Source organism: Lachnoclostridium sp. An196 (genome assembly GCF_002160135.1).
Lineage (GTDB): Bacteria > Bacillota > Clostridia > Lachnospirales > Lachnospiraceae > Hominiventricola > Hominiventricola avistercoris.
This window is the reverse complement of the sequence record NZ_NFJZ01000005.1, coordinates 147,466-163,388: the sequence shown is the minus strand read 5'-3', so window position 1 is coordinate 163,388 and position 15,923 is coordinate 147,466. Positions and strand designations below refer to the sequence as shown.

At 53.8% G+C, this 15,923-nt stretch carries 22 protein-coding genes; 1 reads left to right on the top strand and 21 read right to left on the bottom strand.

Translation table 11 applies throughout. The features are described from left to right. Positions 1-348 precede the first annotated feature (348 nt). The 8 genes from B5F29_RS07735 to B5F29_RS07700 all read right to left on the bottom strand — a co-directional run bounded on the left by B5F29_RS07735 (position 349) and on the right by B5F29_RS07700 (position 6,256). Positions 349-537, bottom strand: coding sequence for a cysteine-rich KTR domain-containing protein (locus B5F29_RS07735; RefSeq protein ID WP_117508171.1), 189 nt, complete (start codon positions 535-537; stop codon positions 349-351). A gap of 10 nt (positions 538-547) precedes the next feature. Beyond that, a complete protein-coding gene (locus B5F29_RS07730) occupies positions 548-1,333 on the bottom strand; it encodes an ABC transporter permease subunit (RefSeq protein ID WP_015574138.1) in 786 nt (261 codons plus the stop codon). Between the two features lie 12 nt (positions 1,334-1,345). Further along, positions 1,346-2,137: an ABC transporter permease subunit gene (locus tag B5F29_RS07725; RefSeq protein ID WP_015544018.1), complete on the bottom strand. Its 792-nt coding sequence runs from the start codon at positions 2,135-2,137 to the stop codon at positions 1,346-1,348. Between the two features lie 9 nt (positions 2,138-2,146). Further along, complete coding sequence (locus B5F29_RS07720) at positions 2,147-3,034, bottom strand: ABC transporter ATP-binding protein (protein WP_015574139.1); 888 nt, start codon at positions 3,032-3,034, stop codon at positions 2,147-2,149. Further along, positions 3,031-3,636 (bottom strand): TetR/AcrR family transcriptional regulator, encoded by a 606-nt coding sequence (locus B5F29_RS07715; protein WP_015574140.1) that lies wholly within the window; start codon positions 3,634-3,636, stop codon positions 3,031-3,033. Before B5F29_RS07715 ends, B5F29_RS07720 begins: the two co-directional genes overlap by 4 nt. Positions 3,637-3,881: 245 nt before the next feature. Further along, positions 3,882-5,246: a relaxase/mobilization nuclease domain-containing protein gene (locus tag B5F29_RS07710; protein WP_071429069.1), complete on the bottom strand. Its 1,365-nt coding sequence runs from the start codon at positions 5,244-5,246 to the stop codon at positions 3,882-3,884. Between the two features lie 142 nt (positions 5,247-5,388). Continuing rightward, a complete protein-coding gene (locus B5F29_RS07705) occupies positions 5,389-5,676 on the bottom strand; it encodes a CD1845 family protein (RefSeq protein WP_015544968.1) in 288 nt (95 codons plus the stop codon). Between the two features lie 118 nt (positions 5,677-5,794). Continuing rightward, positions 5,795-6,256 carry an SLOG family protein gene (locus B5F29_RS07700; RefSeq protein WP_015574141.1) on the bottom strand — a complete coding sequence of 154 codons (462 nt, stop codon included), beginning with the start codon at positions 6,254-6,256 and terminating at the stop codon, positions 5,795-5,797. A gap of 119 nt (positions 6,257-6,375) precedes the next feature. Between B5F29_RS07700 and B5F29_RS07695 the strand changes: the two genes are divergently transcribed. Further along, complete coding sequence (locus B5F29_RS07695) at positions 6,376-6,585, top strand: helix-turn-helix domain-containing protein (protein ID WP_015544970.1); 210 nt, start codon at positions 6,376-6,378, stop codon at positions 6,583-6,585. 40 nt (positions 6,586-6,625) lie between these two features. Here the strand turns inward: B5F29_RS07695 and B5F29_RS07690 are convergent, their stop codons facing one another. From B5F29_RS07690 to B5F29_RS07630, 13 genes are all read right to left on the bottom strand, one after another. Continuing rightward, complete coding sequence (locus tag B5F29_RS07690; RefSeq protein WP_022131683.1) at positions 6,626-6,970, bottom strand: plasmid mobilization protein; 345 nt, start codon at positions 6,968-6,970, stop codon at positions 6,626-6,628. Beyond that, complete coding sequence (locus B5F29_RS07685) at positions 6,967-7,146, bottom strand: DUF4316 domain-containing protein (protein WP_015544971.1); 180 nt, start codon at positions 7,144-7,146, stop codon at positions 6,967-6,969. The genes B5F29_RS07690 and B5F29_RS07685 overlap by 4 nt, the downstream gene beginning before the upstream one ends. A 10-nt stretch (positions 7,147-7,156) precedes the next feature. After that, positions 7,157-7,507: a hypothetical protein gene (locus B5F29_RS07680; RefSeq protein ID WP_022131682.1), complete on the bottom strand. Its 351-nt coding sequence runs from the start codon at positions 7,505-7,507 to the stop codon at positions 7,157-7,159. 133 nt (positions 7,508-7,640) lie between these two features. Continuing rightward, complete coding sequence (locus B5F29_RS07675) at positions 7,641-7,994, bottom strand: cysteine-rich VLP domain-containing protein (RefSeq protein ID WP_015544972.1); 354 nt, start codon at positions 7,992-7,994, stop codon at positions 7,641-7,643. Continuing rightward, positions 7,991-8,728, bottom strand: a complete 738-nt coding sequence (locus B5F29_RS07670; protein ID WP_015574142.1) for a DUF4366 domain-containing protein — start codon at positions 8,726-8,728, stop codon at positions 7,991-7,993. The genes B5F29_RS07675 and B5F29_RS07670 overlap by 4 nt, the downstream gene beginning before the upstream one ends. Then, complete coding sequence (locus B5F29_RS07665) at positions 8,725-8,973, bottom strand: DUF4315 family protein (protein ID WP_015574143.1); 249 nt, start codon at positions 8,971-8,973, stop codon at positions 8,725-8,727. Before B5F29_RS07665 ends, B5F29_RS07670 begins: the two co-directional genes overlap by 4 nt. 12 nt (positions 8,974-8,985) lie before the next feature. After that, positions 8,986-10,650, bottom strand: a complete 1,665-nt coding sequence (locus B5F29_RS07660; RefSeq protein WP_015574144.1) for a C40 family peptidase — start codon at positions 10,648-10,650, stop codon at positions 8,986-8,988. Continuing rightward, positions 10,631-13,015: a VirB4-like conjugal transfer ATPase, CD1110 family gene (locus B5F29_RS07655; protein ID WP_407937709.1), complete on the bottom strand. Its 2,385-nt coding sequence runs from the start codon at positions 13,013-13,015 to the stop codon at positions 10,631-10,633. The genes B5F29_RS07660 and B5F29_RS07655 overlap by 20 nt, the downstream gene beginning before the upstream one ends. Beyond that, complete coding sequence (locus tag B5F29_RS07650; RefSeq protein ID WP_015544973.1) at positions 12,966-13,319, bottom strand: PrgI family protein; 354 nt, start codon at positions 13,317-13,319, stop codon at positions 12,966-12,968. The genes B5F29_RS07655 and B5F29_RS07650 overlap by 50 nt, the downstream gene beginning before the upstream one ends. Positions 13,320-13,322: 3 nt before the next feature. Then, positions 13,323-13,886 carry an MT-A70 family methyltransferase gene (locus tag B5F29_RS07645; RefSeq protein WP_076918096.1) on the bottom strand — a complete coding sequence of 188 codons (564 nt, stop codon included), beginning with the start codon at positions 13,884-13,886 and terminating at the stop codon, positions 13,323-13,325. A 4-nt stretch (positions 13,887-13,890) separates the two neighbouring features. Then, a complete protein-coding gene (locus B5F29_RS07640; protein ID WP_076918095.1) occupies positions 13,891-14,616 on the bottom strand; it encodes a DNA-methyltransferase in 726 nt (241 codons plus the stop codon). A 200-nt stretch (positions 14,617-14,816) separates the two neighbouring features. Next, entirely contained in the window at positions 14,817-15,683 is an 867-nt protein-coding gene (locus tag B5F29_RS07635) for a VirB6/TrbL-like conjugal transfer protein, CD1112 family (RefSeq protein WP_015574146.1), read from the bottom strand. 11 nt (positions 15,684-15,694) lie between these two features. Continuing rightward, positions 15,695-15,907 carry a Maff2 family mobile element protein gene (locus B5F29_RS07630; RefSeq protein ID WP_058722652.1) on the bottom strand — a complete coding sequence of 71 codons (213 nt, stop codon included), beginning with the start codon at positions 15,905-15,907 and terminating at the stop codon, positions 15,695-15,697. Positions 15,908-15,923 lie beyond the last annotated feature (16 nt).

Sequence of the window (15,923 nt, the reverse complement as noted above, 5' to 3'; positions counted from 1 at the left end):
TGGCGGGGATCGGCAGCCGGGGCCGCCCCTGCCTACCTCGGGACAACTTGTCCCAAGGTGGGTATAGAAAAACGCGCTCGCATGGCGTGATGCCACACAAGCGCGTGAAATGACATTATTCTTAATGTACTGGCAAATTTCGCGTCCAATGCCGGACTTGCCCGGAGGGGGAGCTACGCTTTTTTTAGCTGGTGAAGATCATGCGTACTATGAAAAAGCAAAATGAACACGACGATCCCTCCTCGGAAACCGCCGTGTTCCTCATAAAGTCGTCGTATAACGCGGCGGCTTTAATTGACAGCCGCCGAAAACAAAAGAGCCGATAATCCGCGCCTGAGGGCTAACGGGTTATCGGCTCTGCGTCTGTGCGTCTGGCTCTGTGATAACTAAAATCTTAAATTTTTCTACGCTGATTAAAGTTTCTTGTTTGCATTTAGGACAAAACAAAGGAAAGTTTTTCAGCTCAGTATCTAACCGCAGCTTGATACGAGTTTTACTGTTACAGACAGGACATAGCAGCCACTCGAAGCTATCCATATCGTTCATTTCAAATTTCCCTGAGCGTCCAAACTTTTTGAGCTGTGATAACAGAACCAATCGCAATTATCATAGCCAATAGGAAGAACGAAAACTGTATTCCACTTATTGCCACTGTGTAAACATCGAAGAATTTTAATGGCGTTAAGCAGTACAGCATTGGAGCTTCAAGATATTCGGCGGTGATGCTGATGCCATAAAAGAGCAATAATATTCCCGCGCCTATCCGAACAGCCCCTTTATAGGTTCTCGTCAGGCTGGAGGCCAGAAGCGTGATTGCAAACAAAGTCAACCCTGTCAAAAACAGGCCCAATGTGGTGGTAAAAGCAGCGTTTCTTTGCTCTAAACCGCCTAGCGGTAAAATGGCGGTAAAATAATTACATAACCCGCTGAATACCGCAAGTGCAAGCAAATTACATACACAGGCAACTGCTTTGGCACAGACAACCTTGTTGCGACCCACTGGTTTTGTAAATAGATATTCTGCCGTTCCCTGCGCCTGTTCTTTCGCTACACACGAAACACCGAGATAGACCGCATAGCTGTTGGTTAGCATCGTGACCCAATAATACATACAGCCATACCAGCCCAAAGCAGAAGTCAGATCACCGCTCACACCAAACATAGCTTTCAGAATTTTCGGAAAATTCGATATTAGCCCTGTCAGCTCATTGAGGCTTTCCTTTAGTGACAAATACTCAAAGTAAGCGAAGCCACACAAAATCAAGACAATTCCCATCCAGATCAGCAGTAGTTTTCTTGTTAAGCGCAGCTCGTTTTTCACTAACGCCTTCATTCGTTTCCTCCTTTACACAGCCAACGCAATATCCCGCTTCAAGATTTTCCAGTATGCCAGCAGCGCAAACCCAAACAGCAGGAGCAGATACCAGAGCATATAGTCCCATGAATAAGTTCCAGCATTGTGGATTTCCGCTGGACTGAAAAAAGAAAACGGCGATAAAAAGCCGATTGCCCGGATATTGACAGTCCTCGAAAAAGAAGTGATACAATATTCCACAAACACAACCAATCCGGCTGTCAGAAGTGGGGAACGATTATTGGGGTGAAATATTCCAACCATCAGTCCCAATAGTGCAAAAAAGAGGGAGATGAGAATAAACGAACCTGCCACCAAGAAAAATTCCCCGATGGGAAATCCGAAACGGAACAGAGTCATCGTTAGAAATGAAGTCGCCAGATAAAAAATCCCTGTTACACATATTCCGGCAAGCGCACATAGCAGCTTTCCCATATAAATCTGTTTCCGTCCACAAGGCTTTGTGTATAAGTATTCAGCCGTATTTCCCGTACACTCTTCTGTATGTAACGACAGCCCCAAGTGCATCCCGAAAATCCCCCCTGCAACCATAAAAAAGCCTGTGAGGAACGAGTACATACCAAGTGGCTCCATCAATAGCTCCAGAGAAATACCAACCGTTTCAAAAAAGCCTCCCTGTGTAAATTCCACAGGCAAAGTTTCCACCGTTTCAATCATGCCATAATACACTGGCGTCATGGAGAAGATACAGACCGCAAGAGTTGCGGCCCAAATCAGAATATATTTTCGTTTTCGTTTCCATTCAAATCGAAAAATCAACATAACGACCTCCTATTCGTAGTAGTGGAGGAATACTTCTTCCAATGACGGTTCCTCAATTAAAATATCCTCCAGCTCCAGCCGATGAAGCTGGTTCATAATCATCATAACTGGTCCGCTGAACATAAAGGATACAGAAGTCTTGCTCTTGTCCCACTCTAAATTAGCCGTACCGGGAACAGAAAAGAAATCCTCTGGAATGGCGCTTTTTGCTGTCAGCGAGATTTTCTTGTATCCGTTTTCCCGCAGTTCCTTCATGGATTGAACACTGATCAGCTTCCCCTCCCGCAGAATGGCTACACGGTCACAAAGTCTTTGCACCTCACTCAAAACGTGGGAGGACAGAAAAATGGTCACACCTCGTTTGTTTTCTTCTTTCAGAATATCATAGAAAGCCTGCTGGATGAGCGGGTCAAGGCCACTGGTAGGCTCGTCCATAATCAGCAACTTCGGAGAGGGTAACAGAGCCGACACAATGCCAACTTTTTTCTTGTTCCCTAAAGACAAATCGCCAATTCGCCTGGATAAGTCTAAATTCAACCGCTCCGCTAATTCTTCCATCCGGCTGTGGGCATTCACACCATAGAGTTCTGCTGTGTAGAAAAGCATTTCTTTTACTTTCATATTGTTGTAGTAACAGTTTTCGCTGGGAAGATACCCCACATCCTTTGCGATACGGGCGGGCTCCCGACTACAATCTAACCCAAAGATAGAGGCTCCTCCGTTGGAGGGTTTCAGCAGGCCCATTAGAGTACGGATTGTGGTAGATTTTCCTGCTCCATTGGGGCCAATAAAGCCGAAAACCTCGCCTTGTTCAACAGTAAAGCTAATGTTTTCAATTCCTCGATGTTTTCCATAGCTTTTTGTAAGTTCGTTTAGGACAATTACCGGCTTGCTCATGGCAAATATTCCTCCTTGTAAAAGTTGTGTTTCAACATATCTAGGATGTTTCGAAACTCTTTCATCATGCTGTCATAATCCACTCCACTTTCCAACTGAACGGACATACCCTTTGCAAGCATCATAAGCATCTGAAACACTAATTCTGCATCCTCCGGGTGTCTGAATTTTTTATAATCCCGCTCATGCAGAACAAGCGATGCGATATATTTTTCATTTGCTTCTGAAAATATGGCACTTTTCAATTCAGGCGTTGGTTCCACTGCCACACTTGCAATAAACGACGCAATATGCGGGTGCTTTTTTAAGATTTCCACTTTCATAACGCTGGCTTCCCATACACGGTCAAAGAAATCCGTAGTTTCCTCCAATGCACTCGTGTTATAGGCTTGCTTCATTTGGGCAGCGCAGTAATCAAATAAATACTGGTAAAGTGTCTGCTTATTTCCAAAATACTGGAATATAGACGCCTTTGAGATACCTGCCGCTACCGCAATATCATTGATTGACGTTTTTTCATATCCATGTCTTGCGAAACAGGCAAGCGCCGCATTACGGATTGTTGCCTGTTTCTCCTGTGAAAGCGCTAAAAATTTTTCCATTACTATTCTGCTCCTACAAATAACCGAATCGGTTATTTGTATACAGTGTAACATAAATAACCGAATCGGTCAAGACGTTTTGCGCTATTTTGAGAGGAGCGCACAAATGGCAAGCAGGGCAAGTGTAGCCACACTTGCTATTTTTGCATCCCGTGGGGGCTGCAAAAACGCTTGTTGGGGAGCCTCCCCAAACCCGGCACTTTGGGACAAGTTGTCCCGAAGTCTGTTGTCTGCGTCACCGTTGCTTATCGCTCCTGTTCCTTATTTTTGCGCTCGTCCGACAGGCCGAGCAGATGATCGATATTCGCCTTGACCGCCACGGCCTCCCGCATTTCCTGCTGGGCCGCCCGGTACTCGGCATAGAGGGCTTTTTTTCGCGCTGCAAGTTTGCGGCGTTTTTCTTTTAGCGCGTCCATCTTCGGGAGCTTTTCACCGTCCAGCAGCTCATTGAGTGCCGCCTTCGCTGCCCGGTAGTCGGCCAGCTCCGGGCCATGCTCGGCCAGATATTTCTTGCTGTACCGGGCCGCCTTGTACCCCTCGAACACAGGCCGGGACTTGGCGTACTGCACCACAGCCTCCATCAGCGCGGAGGTTTTGGCGAGGTCAGCCTCGGTCTGACGCAGTTCCCCGGCCAGCGCATGAAACCGCTGGGCCGTTCCGTCAGCTTGCGCAGCGAGCTGGTCATACTCGGTGAGCTGGTGCTCCTGCAAAAACATGAGGGCTGCTGCCATCTGTTTGAGGTTATACACCTTGGCCCACCGTTCATAGGCCGGGCCTTTGCCGGAGCGCAGACGCTCCTGTATATCCACAATGAGATTGACACGCCTGGGCGTGGGAGCCGCCGCATCGTGGATATGCGGGACGGGTCGTTTCCCGGCAATCACGGCTCGAATGTTCTCGGGATCGTAACCTTCCCCAAGGGTGGATGCCCGGAGCCGCGTTGCCCGTTCCTGTCCGGGAACAAGGAACGAGATCACACCGCCGCGCCCATGCTTGACCGCATACCCGGACTCCGCCATGAGCCGCAGAAAGTCGGCAAAATCGGCGGGGCCTTTTGCGAGAGCATCGTTGATGGCAAGGCGCAGCCTTTCTTTATAAGAGGGCTGGCGCTCGGCTCCCAGCCATGCCCCATAGTGAAGAAAGCGGCCCTTGCTATGTAGCTTGGGATTGAGGATCACGGACAGGTCATTTTCCAGACACACCCGATCCGAGAGCCGCCGCACAGCGCGGGCCGAGCCGATGAAATCCCGGAACTTCCGGGTACAATCCAGCGAAGTAGAATTGTAGTAAATATGGTTATGGATATGCTGGCGGTCTGTGTGGGTGGCAACGAAAAAGGCGTACTTGCCCTTCGTCCAGCGCATCGCCGTTTCGTAGCCGATGCGATTGGCCTCCTCCGGGGTAATCTCTCCGGGCTTGAACGCCTGCCGGATCTGATAGCACAGCACATCGGCATCCCGGCGCTGCTCCCGGCCCGTGACAGCCCGGTACTTTGCCTTGCTTAACAGGAACTCCGCATCGGCGGTCATGTGGTCGCAGGCATAGGAAGAAATCAACTCGCCACCCTGCGTCTTATCCGGGTTTTGTCCGTATTCAAACCGATCCTTCAGCGATTGCGCGATAGTTTCTCCCTTGCTGATTTTGTGCTTTTTGAGATAGGTCGTTGCCGTAGGCAGCCCTCCTTCCTGTAAGAAAAACGGCGGCTGTGTTCAGCCGCCGTCATGCTACCTTGGGACAAATTGTCCCGAAGTATCAGCCTGTGATGAAGCCCCGCAGAGCAAAGTTGAGATTGTGCAGCTTATCCACCAGCCACTCCGCGATGGCCGGGATGCCATAGGGAGAGATCAGAAACGCAAGGACAAGGAACACGATCCCGCCCAGCGTCTGGCCGCTGATGAACAGGGCCACGGCAAGCAGGGTCAGCACCACACAGGCCACAACGAAAACCGCAGTTGCCATACAGAACAGAAAAGACACCACGGCGGCCAGAACGGTGAGCACCACCACAAAGGGGGCGGCAAGGATTTTCAGAACGATCATAAGCGGCTACCTCCTGTAAAAGTTGATGGGTTTCCTCCTACCAATATTATAACTCCGCCCATATAAGCAAACAAGGATGTCGATGGCCGGGCTACTTTGGGACAAAATGTCCCAAGGATTATATCTCAATGATGCGAATTTCCTTTTCGTTTGCCTGTGCAAAACGAATGGTGTAAAAAGTGCCGCCCGTGGATCTCCCGTCATAAACGGCAATTACCCGATCCGAGGAAAGTACCATGTAGCGGTTGCGTTCATGGTAGCATTGGCGATTGGATTTTTCAGACTGAACATACACGCGATCACAACAAGCAAGCAATTCTTGAAACAAGGGAGATTTAGCATTGATACGGTTTCGATATGGGAGCGCGGCCTCCAACTGCAAACAGCTATTTTGTTTCTTTTCCGCTGCAACTATGGCGGCAAAAGTGAGATCAACACCATCGGCAAACCCGGAGATAAAACGGGTATATCCCGCTGCAATCGCAGCCAGCACTTCTTTCCGTAGTGCTTCTTCCACATACTGCTCCTTGCCGACTGGCACATCACGATGGCCTGTTACACAACAAGTTTTCTCTCCCATTATCCAAACCTCTTTTCTGAAATTGCCCCGCCTTGGTATGGGCAATATTGCCTATCACGCTTTAGGTCAATTATAGGCAATAATGTTTATATAAGCAAGCGTGAAAGGAGGTAGGCCGGATGATCTCATACGCCCCATTGTGGGAAACTATGAAGCGCAAAAATGCAACCACATACACTTTGCAGGTCAAAGGGGAGATCAGTAGCTCCACGGTGCGTAGGCTGAAAGCGAATGAATCCGTTTCTACCAACACGCTGGATGCCCTTTGCAGAATACTTGATTGTGAGCTTGACGACATAATCGCATATTTGCCCGATGAAACAGAATAATGCGGGGAGCAAGGTATAAACCTGTGCTCCCCGCGTTTTGTTATAGCTCCACCACCTCCGACAGCTTTTTAATCAGAACGGACAGCGGCCCCCACAGGTCTGCATAGTCCTTTTGCAGCGCAGCGATCTCCGAGGGGTAGATGCCGTAGGTATTGGCATGGATCGCCACTTGGTTGAGGTTGTTTGCACACCGCCGCTGCAAGGACACCAGCTCCCGCACATCCGCAAGATCAACATGGAGCACATACCCATTGAGGGCCATTTTCCGCATATATGCTCCCATATTTTGAATACCCGCCTCGGCCATGCGCTCATAGATCAGCTCCTGCTCCTCGGGCGTTACCATGACATTGAGATGGACGCAGCGACGGCGCTTTTTCGTCAACGCTCCTCGCGCTCCCTGCTGCGGCGTTTGGGCGGGATCTCCCGCACCTTATCCAGCGGCTTTTCCTCGGGCGGGAGCACCGGGGCCGGGCCGTTGTTCAGAATACCGTCGATCATATTATAGTTCTGCTCGGTGGTGAGTTCCGCGCTTTTCAGCGGGTCATACTTTTCGGGCATAGCGATCCTCCTATCTGTCGCCCCTGTCGGGGGTAGTCTTTTTCGGGGCAGCGCGGCCCCGGTCAGCCTCGGCCAGCTTTGCGGCCTCTTTCATCTGCTGGGCAATCGTGCGGGGCTTGACCTCCTGCACCTTATACATCCGCTTGTAGTCGGCGGCTCGATCCTTGAAATCCTTTTGAGCCGATGCCTCGTCTGCGTGGTAATGGCCCCAATAATAATCCCGCCGCCCGTTCTCTTCGGCAAACTGCCATGTGACAAAGGGAGCCGGGACTTTGGGGTTTCCATGCTCCGCGATGGCAAATCCCCGTTTGTTGTCAAAGAGAACGGACTCGCGGATCACATATCCGGCGTTTTTCTCCACGGTACACCTCCTTCAAAAAGTGGAAAGTATTTTGCGAAAACAGGGGTGGGGTATGAAATGATACACCCCACCCCACAAGCGGCCCCGAAAAGCCTTGATACAGGCGGTTTTTTCGGGCCTAATTTTCCACGGGTCAGCGCCTTGTTTTACGCATATAATCCCGCTTCTGTTTTCGCAGGGCAGTAGCGGAACAGGCCGCAGAGCAATACCGTGTCCGGCCATCCGGGAGGAAAGGTCGCCCACAGATCGGGCAGGGCCGCGTTTCCGGGACCGGGCCTTCGGCGGTCAGCGCCGCCTCCAGCACCGGATCATTGGGCAGAACGGCATCCCGGAAGTAGCGGCAGTAGGCTCCCGTCCAGCATTTCCCCAGCATATAACAGGGGCCGTCCAGCGGTAAGCACCCATACTCCCGATCATAGTTCGCACACAGGGAAAACACCAGCTTGCGGATCGCCCTCTTTTCCTCGCGGGTCAGTTCCCGGCTCATACCTCGTCCTCGTCCCAAGGGGGCGTATCGTCCTCGAGATCGTCAAAGGCATCCAGCTCGTCCCCGTAGTCCTCCTCAACCGCTTCTGTGGCCCGCTGCTGCTTGGGGCGGTAAACCTTGAAATACCAGCCAGCACCGCCGCCCACGGCGGCAATCGCCAAAATGAGCAGGATCGTACCCATATTGCCGTCTGTGTCCTCGGGCTGCTCCGGCTCGGGATCGTCCACAGGCTCGGTGTCCTCCACCGGCTCGGGCTCCACGCCCACGCACTCGGTCATGTTGGTGGCGCATACGGGGCAATCGGTGTTGATGGCCCCGGCCATGCACTTATCCGTACAGGCACAGGCGGGGACTTCCATCCCGGCGGCTTCCATAGCAGCCAGCAGATCGGCCTCGTCCACAATGCTGAAAAAGTATGTTTCGTACTGTTCGCCGTCCTCGTCCACGGGCTTATCGTAGTCAATGACGATATAGAATGTATTGCCGCCGCTGGTCTGGACGGTGATAAACTGCTTGTTGGTGTGCTCGTCATAGAGCAGATCGCGGGTGACAAGGTTGCCCTCGTCAGAAAAGCCTACCCCCGGCTCGGTGGTGGGGGTAGGCTCCTCCAGCCCTTCCCACTGGTCGGTAGGCTCGATGTACTCGTCACCGCCCCCGGCATGGGCCGTCACGGTAAAGCCGCACATGAACACGGCCACGCAGAGCGTCAGTAAAAGAACACGCAGCTTTTTCATTCCGCAGCCACCTCCTCGGACTTCGGGACATTTTGTCCCAAGGTTTTCCCGGCCCGGAGCTGCTGGAGCACCAGCGGCAGCTCCGCGAGAGGGATGCTCATGCCGCGCACGATGTCCACGATCTCGCTGTTTTCAGCCTCCACCTTGCGCTGTTCCAGTTCTTTCAGTTTGGTCTGCTGTTCCGCGATTTTGGCCTTGACCTTTTCGATCTCGGCTTCGATTTTCGCGCTTTTCGTAGTTGCCATAGATAACCTCCTTCACGATAACCGCCCGTAGGCGTAGAAATGAGACTGCCAGTAGCTTGTGTTGAGATTGGCATACCCGATGGGATCGCCACAATGGAGCATCCAGCCATCGCCCACATAGATACCCACATGGGAAACGCCGGGGGTATCATAAGTCCCGGTGAAGAACACCAGATCGCCGGGGCGGGGTGAGCTGGTGCGGCGGCTGATGTTATACAGCCCCTGCGCCCCCAACCGCCCAAAGTCCCAGCCGCATTGATTGTAGACATAGGACACGAAGCCGGAGCAATCAAAGGATGTGCTGGGCTTGTACCCACCCCATACATAGGGATAGCCGATATATTTCTCGGCCTCCTCCAAAATGGCGGCAAAGGTTTCGTCGGCCAAATACGCCTCCGGGATCTCATGCTCCACGGGATCGGCGGTGTACTTTGCCACATAGGGGGACGATGGAAACAGGTCTGGACGGTTGCCCAGCGCCGACATATACAGGGCGTACCGGGAGAGCTGATCCTCGCCCATAATGTAGATGGGCAGATGGGACAGGTTGAAGTTTTCCAGCGTCACGGTGCAAATGTAGTAATCGTAATAGACCCGGTATGTGTCGGTATGGGTGTTGCCCTCTTCGTCCGTCCATGTGTCCGTTTCGAGGTAGTAGCGGCGCTCCGTCACCACCGTTTCCGTCAGAATGTACTGCTTTTCAAAGAGCATTTGCAGCGTTCCCTGTACCTCGTCCACCGTCCACGCCCCTTCGTGTATGGCGCTGATAATAGACAGCAGCACATAGGGATCGTGTTCAATGTCATCCAGCTCAAAGTGGTATTCGTCATAATCGTGAGTGCTTTCGTAGCTGTCCAGATAGTCTTGCAGCTCGGCCTCCAGCCCGCAGTAGGCGGCCTCGGCCCCGCGCAGATCGGCATCCTCGGCGGCATAGGTGGACGCGCCGATGGCCCCCACCACGCCGTTGCCAATCGTCACCGCAGAGGACATACACGACTGCATGAGCACCAGCAGCAGAAAACAGGCAAGGAACAGCAACACCCCCACAGGATGCCGCTTGACAAAGGCCACGGCCCGGGCCGCCAGCTTTTCCGTTGTGACCGCCGTTTTCTCTGCGGCCTTGGCCGTCTGCTTTGCAGCCTCCCGCGCTTGCTTTGCGTATTGCCGCTTGATTTTCTGCTTTTGGATATACCGGGACACCGCGCCGCCCTTTTGCATTTCCGGGTGGGCCTCCACCGTGGCCCGGTACTGATAATCCGCCGTAGCCTTGATGTGCCTGGACTCGGCCTTTTGCACCGCTTTGGCCGGGTGCTCCCGGATTTGCTTTTTTACATACCGGGATGTGGAGCGCAGGGCGGCCTCACCGACCAGCTCGGATCGGTGGGCGCTTTCGGTGCCGACATTCTCATGCTCTACCTCATATAGCTTGCCATGCACATACCCATGAACGGTTGCACCCGCCGCCCGGCCCGCCTTTTTCACGGGGCCGGACTTTTTCGGCGGTTTCTGCTTTGCCAGCTTTTTCTTGGCCTTATCCAGTTGTTCGCCGCGCTTTTCCATACGCAGCTTGGACTCGGCGGTTTGCTCCTGCTGGCTTTTGGCTCTAAACTTGCTTTTGGGGGACTTTGGGACTTTTTGTCCCGAAGTGGCCCCGCCCTTATTCGTCCTTTCGCTCATGGGCCATATCCTCCGGGCGGGTGGTCAGCAGATTGTAAATCTCACCCTTGGGGAAACGATCCACAAACGGGATGGTCACGGAGCCGTAGAACAGCAAACCCTCGCCGGAATTGCTATGGGTGATATAGGAGAGCTGATGCTCGGAAATGCCGAGCTGCTTTGCGAGGATCGCCCGGTCACTTTGGGCCTGTGACAGCAGGATCATAAAGTCGGTGTTATCCAGAATGGCCTCGATTTCCCGGCTTGCCAGCAAGTCCTTCACATTCTGCGTCAGCGCCGAGGGGACGCAGCCCTTTTTACGGAGCATCTTCCACACGGCCACAAAGTAGCTGGCCGTCAGCGGATCGCGGAGCAGAATATGGAACTCATCAAAGTAGCACCAAGTAGCAAGGCCCTCGGCATGGTTGGTGTTGACAGCCGATGTGACAAACTCGTTTGTAATGTGCATGGCGATCTTGCGGAGGTTTTCGCCCATGCCTTTCAGAACGATGCACACCACACGGGCATCCGTCTGGACATTGGTGGGGTGGTTGAACAGGTTGAGGGAGCCTGTGCAGTAGAGCTCCAGCGCCGTTGCCACACGCCGGGCCTCCGGCTCCGGCTGTTTCAGCAGTTCCTCATACAAGTCCTGCAGCAGCGGCATATCCCCGCTACCGATCCCCAGCGCCAGCTCCCGGTAGACCAGCCGCACACAGCGGTCAATGACCGTCTTTTCGATGGGCTGCAAGCCCTCCTTGCCGCCCACGATCAACTCGCACAGGGACAACAGGAAGTCGGCCTTCATGGACAGGGGGCTGTCCTCGTCATTGGTGGATAGCTGGATGTCCATAGGATTGATATGGTTGGGGCTGTCCGGGGCGATCTCGATGACCTGTCCACCCAGCCGCCTCACCAGCGGGGCATATTCGCCCATCGGGTCTACCACCACGATCCTGTCGCTGGTGGCAAGGAACACATTGATCAACTCTCTTTTTGCCGCAAAGGACTTGCCCGATCCCGTGGAGCCGAGGTACATTCCGTTGGCCGATTTCAGCTTTTTGCGGTCAGCCATGATGACATTATGGGAAAGGGCGTTCATGCCGTAGTACAGGGCCTGTCCGTCCATACGCAGCTCACGGGTCATAAAGGGAATAAAGATCGCCGTGGAGCTGGTTGTCATACCGCGCTGGATCTCAATGCCGTTGTACCCCAGCACCAGCGAGGACAGGAAACCCTGCTCCTGCTGCCAGTCCAGTCTTTTCAGAGCGCAGTTGTATTTCTGCGCGATGCCGGACACGGTAAATACATCGTTTTCCAAACGCTGGCGGCTGGGCGCAAGGTTGATGACGGTAAAGGTCAAAAGGAACATTCGCTCGTTGCGGGATTGCAGATCGGCCAGCAGCTCTGCCGCATCCTTGGAAAAGGTAATGAGGTCGGGGGGCAAAATCTCCATATCGTACCCGGCCCGGACAGCCTTTTTCTGTTCCTCGGCCTTCATGCGTCCAATATCGGAGATTTTACCCTTGATGGTTTTAATGGCCTTGAGCTGATCCACCGTCTGAACATGGAGCGTCACCGTCAGCTCGGCATCCAGCTCCAAGATTTCAGCCAGCAGCTTATCCGACATTTCCGACGCCAAAATCTGCAAGTAGGACGCAGCTCCCCAAGACTGGCCCACCCGGAATGTACGGCTCTGCCGGAAGTCGAAGCTGTCCGGGGCAATAAAGTCTTTCGTACCCATGCCAGTTCTGGGAATATCCTTCCACGCAAATCGGAAAGGCTCCCGACTGCCGGGGTGGAGCTGCCCATGCAAGGCGGCCAGCCGATCCCGGCCATCGAGGGGCCGGGACTGTACCCCCAGCCGCTTGAAGTTGCCCATCACATCGGCCTCTACACGATCCAGACGGGGCCGGGCCTCGGCCACGCTGCCAGCGGGCAGACCAAAGGTGATGTATTTGGAGCGTTCAATGCCGTTGTTGCTTTTGGCAATCTGGCCTTTGAGCATATCCACGAACTCGCCCCGGATGCTGTTGAACGCATCCTGCTGGGCCGGGATATTCACCTTGTAACGGTGGGTAGACCGGGAACGCCGATTGACGAAAGAAAGCTGGAACGGCAAGGAACTGTCAAAGTAATTGAGGAATGAGCTCCAGCCGCCAAAGATAGCAGTCTGATCCTCGGTGGACGCAACGGCATAATTGATGTCCTCATATTCCACCGTTTTCGTGTAAAGCCCGCCGGGGAGCTGACAGATGCCGTCCGGGTGCATCGCCACATAGGGGATCGTCTGCTGGGCAGACACCACGGCCCGGCGCTTACTTGCCTTTGGCTTGCTTTTACTTTTTGTTTTCTGCAATAGGCTCCTCCTTTCCTGTGAATGACGCATAGATGTTCTGCGTCTTGTAGGGCCTCACACCGGGCCGCAGAAACCGGGTGTTGAGGATGTTTCGCAGCACCTTTTCAAAGGGCAGCCCGTCTTTTTCATACATGGCCATCATAAAGGCCGGGAGCATGATCACCAGCATGACGAACAGCGCCCCGGTGTTGCCGATGGCACCACGGGAGAGCAGATAGGCCGGGACGCCCACCGCCGCGCCGATGCCGAAACAGACAAGCTGGCGTTTGGTGAGGTTAAAGGCGATTTTCGTTTTGATTTTGGATAGGTCGTTGGGGACATTTACATAGGGCATCCGTCACACTCCTTCCTTGGGACAAATTGTCCCGAAGTCCCGGATTGTCGGCTCCACCTCGTTGCCCCATACATCCCAGCCGGGCGGGGTCTGACGGGCGAACAGCTCCACACGGGGCAGATCGCCCATGAGGGAAATAATTTTGTCCCTCGTTTCGTCCGGCTTTTTGCTATGGGCCTCGATGGGAGAAATGATAAACTGGTGGACATCGGCGGCCTGCCGTTTGGGGTGGCCCCGTGTGGCAAGCAGACAGATCTCCGCGTTGCCCCGCGTCCAGAAACCCAGCCCATAAAACCAGCTATCGGCCTTCTTGTTCTTTTTCAGCCACACAAAGGCCACGGATTTATAGTTGAAGCCCCACGCCTTAATGAGCCGCAGGGCCTCCGGGAGCTGCGGGAATGTTGCCCACATGAAAAGTGCGCTGTCCGGGGCCGCAATCTCGGCCACAGGCAGCGCACATAACTCGTCTATGCTCATGGTGGGGTAATGGTTTTCAGCCGCCCCCTGTACCTTGCTCCGCTGGTACTGCCAAGGGGGATCGGCATAGATGATGGAATATCCTCCGATATTGTCACACTCCTTTCCCGCCCCCGGCCACGGCCAGCCGCGCCTGTTCAATGCGTTCCACGGCGGGGCCGTAGAACACGGGGGCATTTTCAAAGCAGATGAAGCGGCGGCCTGTGTTCAGCGCGGCAACGGCAGTTGTGCCGGAGCCGGCGCAGATGTCAGCCACCACCTCGCCCTCGTTGGTATAGGTCTGAATGAGGTACTCGCACAGCTCCACAGGCTTTTGTGTGGGGTGGATCGTGTGCGACACCGTAGGCACAAAAAGGACGTTGCTGGGATAGCGTCGCCCATCGCTGGACTCGGTGCCGACCCGTTCAAACTTGCCATAGTTGGGACTGCTCCCGCTTCGGGCATGGGTTTTGCGGTACGGCTCCCCATAGGTGAACTGCGGATTATATACCGGGGGCTTTTGGTAGAACACCAAAATGTTCTCGGACTTTTTCAGCGGGGCGCGGTTGGCATTGAGAAAGCCTGTTCCGCGCTCTTTGTACCATATCCACTCATAGCGGAGCATGGCAAGGTTGGATGCCCCCAGCACCTTATCATAGGGGCATTGGGAAAACAGCAGCACCGCGCCGTCCGGCTTGACCGCCCAGCGCACCGCCTCCCAAAACTCGATCAGCGGCAGCGGCACATCCCAATAGTTCCGGGTCGTGCCGTATGGGGGATCGGTCAAAAGCATATCCACCGAATGACGGGGCAAGGAGCGCAAGCCCTCGATCCCGTCCATAAGGAACAGGCCGCTGGGCTCCAACACCCGGCCATCCGGGGCCTTTGGGACTCGTCGGCACAAACTCCGCTCTGCTACTTCGGGACAATTTGTCCCGAAATCCGCCCGCTCCGTTGCGCCTCCTCTCCCCACAAAGTCTGCCGACTTTGCGGGGTACCCCTTGTTTTCCAAAGTGGTTTTGTTCATGGCGTTGTCCTTTCTTAATGCGCGCCGAATATGCTCTTTGCCACCGAGCCAGTTTTGAACAGGGTGAAGCACAGCAGCACCGTATAGCCGATGCAGCTCCAGATCGCCCCGATGGGATCGCCGCTAGTGGCAATACCCTGTACCAGCACCGCATAGATGGCCACGCACACAAGGATCAGCAGACCTTGGAAACCGACAGCAAACAGGGACTTGATATAGTTCTGGCCCATACTGCCAATTTCACGGTTGGAGAGCGTAGCCACGGGTATGGGGGCCAAGCTGGTGAGCAGATATATTTCAATCATGCGCCCATAGACGATGACGAAAATAATAATGTTCAGCGCAAGCATGGTAATGTGAATGAGGAACGACTGGAGCCACAGACCCAGCAGGGGGCCGACTTCCATCGCCTCCAAGGTAGCCTCCAGATTATCCAGCATGGACGCGCTGATGTCGGTGGAGCCGCGCACCAGCCCTGCGGCGTTGGCAATCACGCTCTGGGACATATCAAATACCGCCATGACGATATTGAATGTATTGGAGAGAATGAGAATAGCCGCCGCCGTTTTGAAAATCCACTTGAAGAAAATCCAGTAGTCCAGATCGTGTAGGTTGTTCTTTTCGATAATGAGCTGGATCAGCTCATAGGTGGCAACAAAGGTTAAAATCAGACCGGCAATCGGCAGTATCACCGTTTCAGAAAGCTGCCGTATGAGGGAAAAGACCCCGGCGTTCCAAGCCGCCGGGGTCGTCCCTACTTGCACCGCAATCTCTCCGACACGGGTATTGACCGTATCAAAAAGGCCCGTGAGGTTGCCCATGATACCCTCAATCAGCAGCCCTTTTATCCAGTCTGTAAGCCAGTCGGTGAGAAATCCCATAAGCTAAACCCTTAAAACAGGGAGGACAGCAGGGGGATCAGAGTGGTGCCGAGCACGATGATGCCGCCGCCAGCCATGAGCTGCTTCATACCCTGGCTCTTCGCGCCGGGGTTATCGGAGCCGTAGCCCTCCAGCAGGTTGACAACGCCCCACACGCCAAGGCCAGCGCCGAGGGCAATAACGAGGGTCTGCAAAGTGTTGATGGCAGAAGCGAAAAACTGCATATATTACTCCTTTTCT

What these genes read in the sequence shown, in the direction of transcription:
- B5F29_RS07635 (WP_015574146.1), bottom strand. Translation starts at nt 15,683, where the DNA reads ATGGGATTTCTCACCGACTGGCTTACAGACTGGATAAAAGGGCTGCTG.
- B5F29_RS07655 (WP_407937709.1), bottom strand. Translation starts at nt 13,015, where the DNA reads ATGCGTCATTCACAGGAAAGGAGGAGCCTATTGCAGAAAACAAAAAGT.
- B5F29_RS07650 (WP_015544973.1), bottom strand. Translation starts at nt 13,319, where the DNA reads ATGCCCTATGTAAATGTCCCCAACGACCTATCCAAAATCAAAACGAAA.
- B5F29_RS07720 (WP_015574139.1), bottom strand. Translation starts at nt 3,034, where the DNA reads ATGAGCAAGCCGGTAATTGTCCTAAACGAACTTACAAAAAGCTATGGA.
- B5F29_RS07660 (WP_015574144.1), bottom strand. Translation starts at nt 10,650, where the DNA reads ATGAGCGAAAGGACGAATAAGGGCGGGGCCACTTCGGGACAAAAAGTC.
- B5F29_RS07630 (WP_058722652.1), bottom strand. Translation starts at nt 15,907, where the DNA reads ATGCAGTTTTTCGCTTCTGCCATCAACACTTTGCAGACCCTCGTTATT.
- B5F29_RS07735 (WP_117508171.1), bottom strand. Translation starts at nt 537, where the DNA reads ATGGATAGCTTCGAGTGGCTGCTATGTCCTGTCTGTAACAGTAAAACT.
- B5F29_RS07640 (WP_076918095.1), bottom strand. Translation starts at nt 14,616, where the DNA reads ATGGACGGGATCGAGGGCTTGCGCTCCTTGCCCCGTCATTCGGTGGAT.
- B5F29_RS07695 (WP_015544970.1), top strand. Translation starts at nt 6,376, where the DNA reads ATGATCTCATACGCCCCATTGTGGGAAACTATGAAGCGCAAAAATGCA.
- B5F29_RS07705 (WP_015544968.1), bottom strand. Translation starts at nt 5,676, where the DNA reads ATGATCGTTCTGAAAATCCTTGCCGCCCCCTTTGTGGTGGTGCTCACC.
- B5F29_RS07730 (WP_015574138.1), bottom strand. Translation starts at nt 1,333, where the DNA reads ATGAAGGCGTTAGTGAAAAACGAGCTGCGCTTAACAAGAAAACTACTG.
- B5F29_RS07685 (WP_015544971.1), bottom strand. Translation starts at nt 7,146, where the DNA reads ATGCCCGAAAAGTATGACCCGCTGAAAAGCGCGGAACTCACCACCGAG.
- B5F29_RS07700 (WP_015574141.1), bottom strand. Translation starts at nt 6,256, where the DNA reads ATGGGAGAGAAAACTTGTTGTGTAACAGGCCATCGTGATGTGCCAGTC.
- B5F29_RS07675 (WP_015544972.1), bottom strand. Translation starts at nt 7,994, where the DNA reads ATGAGCCGGGAACTGACCCGCGAGGAAAAGAGGGCGATCCGCAAGCTG.
- B5F29_RS07725 (WP_015544018.1), bottom strand. Translation starts at nt 2,137, where the DNA reads ATGTTGATTTTTCGATTTGAATGGAAACGAAAACGAAAATATATTCTG.
- B5F29_RS07715 (WP_015574140.1), bottom strand. Translation starts at nt 3,636, where the DNA reads ATGGAAAAATTTTTAGCGCTTTCACAGGAGAAACAGGCAACAATCCGT.
- B5F29_RS07665 (WP_015574143.1), bottom strand. Translation starts at nt 8,973, where the DNA reads ATGGCAACTACGAAAAGCGCGAAAATCGAAGCCGAGATCGAAAAGGTC.
- B5F29_RS07670 (WP_015574142.1), bottom strand. Translation starts at nt 8,728, where the DNA reads ATGAAAAAGCTGCGTGTTCTTTTACTGACGCTCTGCGTGGCCGTGTTC.